This window comes from Arenibacter sp. F20364 (assembly GCF_023015905.1).
In the GTDB taxonomy this organism is placed as follows: domain Bacteria; phylum Bacteroidota; class Bacteroidia; order Flavobacteriales; family Flavobacteriaceae; genus Arenibacter.
In genome coordinates this window covers 190818-197077 of record NZ_JALKBD010000009.1, presented here as the reverse complement: position 1 = coordinate 197077, position 6260 = coordinate 190818, and the positions used below count along the sequence as shown (strand labels likewise).

Below are 6260 nucleotides of genomic sequence, written 5' to 3'. Positions count from 1 at the left end.
CCGTCTGCGCCGATGGTACTGCTACACCAAGTGGGAGAGTAGGCCGCCGCCTTTTTTTGAAGTCCCTTCATCATCAGATGAGGGGACTTTTTTTTGCACTAAACTTTCATAAATGAACGCCCCTGACGCGGTAGATTCCCATAGCCCTTCGTGCGGCACTTCGTTTGCACCCGGGGACCGTCATTGATAGATCTGCAAATTGTCACATTGACGAATTGACCAATTTTCACATTAAATAATTGTTACATTGTCACATTATCAAATTGACCCATTGCTACATTGGATGATTGATTGTCCATATAGATATATTCATCTAGCTACCAAAATTAGTTCCAACCACATCATTCAATTAATTGGAATGGCTATCTGCTAATACTCAATTTTACGAAAACCTTTTCGTAGTGCAAATGACCACTGTTACGGGAGTTGGGGCAAACGAGATTTGTTGCTAGAACCCAGCTTTATTGTAGTTTTATAACTTAAAGTTATATATTTAGTATCTGTAACCACAGTTTCGATCAACCTAAGCTTTTATTTTATGAAAATTCCTATACTTTTTGGTGGGCTATTATTAGTGCTTATTTCATGCGGTGAACGTAAAACCCAAGAAGTGGACATCACCCCTGAGAAACCTTTGAAAATCAAAGATTACTTACCATTTACAGCAATAACTCTAGATGATTTGTCTGCTTTTAAGGCGGAAACTGACAATTGGCAAATTGTAAAGGAGGTTTATGTTGACAGGTCTTTGGAAAGGACAATTGAAACAACGCCTGGTGTAGGTGCTCTTGTCAATCAGCCTAATCAAAATGGTAAAAACGGTCATATTTTCACTTCTTTTGAGCATGGGGATATCGAAATTGAAGTGGATGTAATGATGCCGGTCAACTCTAATTCCGGAATTTATTTTCAGGGCAGATATGAAGTGCAATTATTGGATAGTTGGGGAGTAAAGGAACCAACATCCGGTGATATGGGCGGAATTTATCAGAGATGGGATGATGCCCGTGGTAAGGGAAATGAGAAGTTCGAAGGACATTCTCCAAAGATCAACGCTTCAAAATCCCCTGGATTATGGCAACACTATAAAATTATATTTCACGCCCCTAGGTTCGACAAGTCTGGTTCCAAAATTAAGAATGCTATTTTTCAGGAGGTATGGTTGAACGGTGTCTTGATCCAAGAGAATGTGGAGGTCACAGGTCCAACCCGGGCGGCATCATTTGAGGATGAAAAACTACGAGGCCCATTAATGATACAAGGAGATCATGGCCCTGTTGCGCTTAGGAATATTAAGTATAAGCTATACGAGGATAAAACCATATCCCTATCCGATATGATGATGACGGAATATGAAAGTAATTCCAATACCATTGCTCGTTTGGACACCCTTACAGTGGTACGGGAAATAAATACAGATAGTATTTCTGCAAAAATGGTCACGGGAGACAGGGTTAAGAGAGTATTGAAGTATCAGGGTAATATGAACATTCCCAATTCAGGTACATATCTTTTTGATTATAAAGTAAATAATGGAGGTGGATTATTACTAATAGACAATGATACGATAGTCAATTTAAATGGAAGTTATTCCTTAAAAGAACCCGGTATAGCAAAGGTAGAATTGTTAAAGGGGATAGTTCCGTTCACTTTTATTTACAATAAGCACAACCCTTGGAATACAGGCTTTGGACTAGAGGTAGAGGGCCCTGAAATTCAAAAATTGTCCTTGGCGGCTACGGGTTCTCTGAGCAGTGCAAAACGGGGGTCCGATGATAATATTGTCATTGACGTAAGGGACGAAGTTGCTATCCAGCGTGGTTATATGATGCATAAGGGAGAAAAAAGAACTCATTGTATTGCCGTAGGCACCCCGGAGCATATAAATTTTTCCTACGATTTAAATAGGGGGTCCATATTAAAAGTATGGCAGGGCAATTTTCTTGATGTAACCCAAATGTGGCATGCCCGAGGTATCGACCAACTTGCGGAACCAAAGGGATTTTCAGTCTCCTTTCACGGTAATCCGGATTTTATGATTTTGGAAGACAGGGATACTGTTTGGCCAGATAGTATTCCTTCAAATATAAAGTACAGGCAACTGGGGTATGAAATAGAAAAAAATGGTCTACCAGTATTCTTGTATCAAGTTGAAGGAACAGCTATTAAAAATTCATTTAAATCTTCTGAAAGTGGTCGTGGACTAAATCGTTCTATTACCATCAATGGAAAAGAAGATATCTGGCATAAAATGGCCGAAGGGGAATCAATCCAACAGCTCCAGGATGATACCTTTATTGTGAATGATGAGAGTTATTTCATAGATTTTTCCGGAAACGACGGATTGGTTCCTGTGATCCGGCATTCGAATGGGCGGGATGAATTACTTCTAAAGATACCCGCAGGCGATAATAACATTAATTACAATATTATTTGGTAACCCAAAACAACCAATTATGCAGCATTTTAATAAGGTAGTTTCCTTAATCTTTTTATTAGGTACATTACAGTTGGCCTATGGTCAGAACGGTTCGGAGCTAGCCAAAATCGAGTCGGAATATTATAAAATAGTGGATGTGCCCATTCCAGATGATATTGTATTGGAAGTAGGAGGTTTGGCCTTTACTGATGGGGATAAATTAGGAGTTTCCACCAGAAGGGGCGAGGTGTGGTTAATAGATAAGCCATATAGCCTAAATCCAAAGTATAAAAGATATGCACATGGGATGCACGAAGCTTTGGGCTTGGCCTATAAGGATAATGGCTTTTATCTTTCCCAAAGGGGAGAATTGACCAGGTTGGATGATAAGAATGGGGATGGAAAGGCAGATAGTTATAGGACTATTTACTCTTGGCCACTTTCCGGGAATTATCACGATTATTCCTATGGACCTAAAATCTTGCCCAATGGGGACATGTTGGTTACCTTAAATTTATCCTGGATCGGCCATGGAGCCAGTTTGGTCAAGTGGCGGGGATGGATGCTAAAAATAACTCCAGAAGGGGACATGACGCCAATAGCCACGGGCTTAAGATCGCCAGCAGGTTTTCAGATTAGTCCTGAAGGGGATTTTTTCTACACGGAAAATCAAGGGGACTGGGTAGGTTCAGGAAGGATGACCCATTTGGAAGTAGGCGATTTCGCAGGTAACCCAGAAGGTTTACGTTGGATAGATGATCCACAATCGCCTTTAAAATTGAAACAGGAGGAAATTGAAAAACAATCTGGTTTAAGCCTCTATGAATATGCCAAAAAGGTACCCGAACTTAAAGCTCCGGCAATATGGTTCCCCCATACGATACAAGGAATTTCCACATCGGACATTTTATACGATACTACCAAAGGAAAATTTGGACCTTTTGATGGCCAGATATTTATTGGGGACCAGGGACATAGCAAGATTATGCGGGTATATATGGAAAAAGTCAACGGGGTATACCAAGGTGCCTCCTTTTTGTTTCGTGAAGGATTTTCCTCTGGAATATTACGGATGATCTGGGGAAGTGATCATAGTATGTTTGTTGGTATGACCAGTAGGGGCTGGTCTTCTACTGGGAAAGCTCCATATGGTTTGCAACGGCTTGCCTGGACCGGGAAAATACCCTTTGAAATAAAAACTATGAAAGCCTTGGATGACGGATTTCAACTGGAATTTACTCAACCTGTCAATAAAAATTTGGCAAGTGATATAACTAGCTATGAAATGAAAAATTTCACCTATAAATATCACAATACCTATGGAAGCCCAATCACCGAAGAACAACCAGTAATGGTCCACAAGGCAGAGGTTTCTCCAGATGGACTATCCGTTAAATTGACCTTGCACGGCATGCGTTTAGGATTTATTCACGAGCTGAAAATTCCTGAGCTCACCTCTGTTACTGGAAAGAAACTGCTTCATAACACTGGTTACTATACCCTAAACGAGGTCCCAGGTGGGGTATTGAAGTCTCCACAAATGACAGTAACGGCCAAATCGGGCAAAAATATTATTCAGCCTAAAAGAATTATAAAAATGCCCAGTGATTGGAATAATAAATCCGATCAAAAATTGATGATCGGAACCAAACCGGGACTGAAATATGACGTTGAGGAAGTGCAAGTCAAAAGGGGTGCTAGGGTAGAGCTCACCTTTAATAATAACGACGATATGATGCACAACCTGGTAATTACCCGGAAGGGTAAGGAGTCGGTGGATAAGGTGGGTCAAATGGCCTTGATGCTGGGACTGGAAGGTCCTGATTACAATTATGTTCCAGATACCGATTTAGTATTGTACCATACCGCTATTCTACAACCGGAAACATCAGAAAAAATATTCGTACAAATGCCCGAGGAACCTGGTGAATATTGGATAGTTTGTACCTTTCCAGGACACTCTTCAGTGATGCGGGCTAAACTTGTTGTAAAATAAAATATGGGCTGATTTAATAACCGAATGAACTCGTAATTATATTTTTAATCTTCAATAGAAGCAAATGCTTAATTTTACGGTATGGTTTCTAATGAGGAAATACTAAATAGCCGCTCACATGCCCTCGGTATCATTCTTTCGCTGTTAGGTTTTGTTGTTCTATATACGAATAGTGGGCATGAATCCTCCTATGGTACTTTTTCCATTATTGTTTACAGTTTTACCCTTGTACTATTATTTACGGCATCAACCATATACCATCGTGTCAAGGATCCCAATTTGAAAAACAAATTAAGAATATTGGATCACATCAGTATTTATTTTTTAATTGCTGGCACCTACACACCGGTAGCATTAATATTGTTGGAAAAAGGTAATGGGTGGTTACTTTTTTATACTGTCTGGGGTATAGCTGCCGTTGGGACGCTTATGAAGATATTTTACACAGGAAAATATGAATTTATTTCGCTTTTGCTTTATTTGATAATGGGCTGGTTGATCGTATTGGATTTGGATAACTTACTGATTAATACCACCACCGTGGGGCTAGGGGCGCTTTTTCTTGGGGGCGCTTTTTACACTCTAGGGATTCTTTTTTATGCTATTGAGAGAATCCCTTATAATCACTTCATCTGGCATTTGTTTGTTTTGGGAGGTGCCATAAGCCATTGGTGTTTTATTTTGATCGATGTGCTTTAAGGTCTAATTATATCTTCATATTCGCTGAAGAATTCTTCAATTTTGGCCATATTTTCCTTCAGGAATACCATGGTCTCCTGCCAAGTGTTTTTGTTGTGTATGGAAACATTTATTAAACTAACGGACACCCTTGAAATTTCTTTCCCATTTTCTAGGAAAACCGTATCCTCGAACAGGGCATTTGGCAGAAATTCCTTTTTAAAAATCGACTGAAGTGAAATCAATTTTTCCCATAATTCCAGACGTTTCTCTAGATTTTGGTTTTCAATATCCATAGAGACCATTGCGGTTGACAGATCAAAATGAAACTTAAAGGAGAAATCCTTAATTCCGGTGTTGTAAAGAATCCATTTTCTGGGAAAAGATTTTCCGAATGAAATCCAGAACTCTTGTCTTAACTTTTTAGCTTCTTCCTTACTAAACATCCTATAGGGAATAAGCAATTACGATACCTAGTATAATGACTACCAATTTACGTAGGTTGAATTTGTGCGCTTCCGAACTTTCAAATAGAATTACAGTGGAAATATGAAGGAAAACACCAATGACCAAAGCGTTCAGCAAGACGGCATAGGTGTGGACAAACTCATAATTGGCAGCAATGTAGGTGCCTATGGGTGTCATTAATGAGAAAAGCACAATAAAAAATATTGCGGACGGTAACTTGATCTTAGAGCTTAATAAAAATATGCTAAGGATGATGGCAATGGGAATTTTGTGTATCAAAATTCCGTAAAGAATAGTGCCGTGGTTTTCTATAGGCAATCCTTCTAGTAGTGAATGAATGCATAGGCTTATGAAAAGCATCCACGGAAAATCGGATTTTTCGGGATCTAAATGAACATGCCCGTGTTCGGCCCCCTTGGAAAAAAATTCAAGAAAAATCTGCAGTAGGATTCCCAGCATAATAAATACCCCAACAGTTTTTGGCTCCGCACTACCATAAACTTCTGGGAACAATTCAAAAACAGTAAGCGCCAGTAAAAAAGCTCCGCTAAAAGCGAGGAAAAGTTTAAATACTTCCTTATTTTTTGGTTTGGTGAAGTATACAAAGATAAAACTTAGCAATACGCCAAGAATGGGTAATAAATATTTCATTAAGGATTAATTCTGGATTGGTACAAAATTACCATATAATCTAATAAG

At 39.2% G+C, this 6260-nt stretch carries 5 protein-coding genes; 3 read left to right on the top strand and 2 right to left on the bottom strand.

Going from position 1 to position 6260, the window contains the following annotated elements:
* The first annotated feature begins 538 nt into the window (after positions 1-538).
* From MWU84_RS09870 to MWU84_RS09860, 3 genes are all read left to right on the top strand, one after another.
* Positions 539-2440: a DUF1080 domain-containing protein gene (locus MWU84_RS09870; protein WP_246901162.1), complete on the top strand. Its 1902-nt coding sequence runs from the start codon at positions 539-541 to the stop codon at positions 2438-2440.
* A 16-nt stretch (positions 2441-2456) separates the two neighbouring features.
* On the top strand, positions 2457-4415 hold the full coding sequence (locus tag MWU84_RS09865; protein ID WP_246901161.1) for a plastocyanin/azurin family copper-binding protein: 1959 nt from the start codon (positions 2457-2459) through the stop codon (positions 4413-4415).
* 81 nt (positions 4416-4496) lie between these two features.
* Positions 4497-5114, top strand: a complete 618-nt coding sequence (locus MWU84_RS09860) for a hemolysin III family protein (protein WP_246901160.1) — start codon at positions 4497-4499, stop codon at positions 5112-5114.
* On the opposite strand, the gene MWU84_RS09855 is transcribed toward MWU84_RS09860, so the two are convergent.
* A complete protein-coding gene (locus MWU84_RS09855) occupies positions 5111-5539 on the bottom strand; it encodes a DUF4268 domain-containing protein (protein WP_246901158.1) in 429 nt (142 codons plus the stop codon). The two genes, MWU84_RS09860 and MWU84_RS09855, sit on opposite strands and share 4 nt — an antisense overlap.
* Before the next feature lies 1 nt (position 5540).
* A complete protein-coding gene (locus MWU84_RS09850; RefSeq protein WP_246901155.1) occupies positions 5541-6212 on the bottom strand; it encodes a ZIP family metal transporter in 672 nt (223 codons plus the stop codon).
* Positions 6213-6260 lie beyond the last annotated feature (48 nt).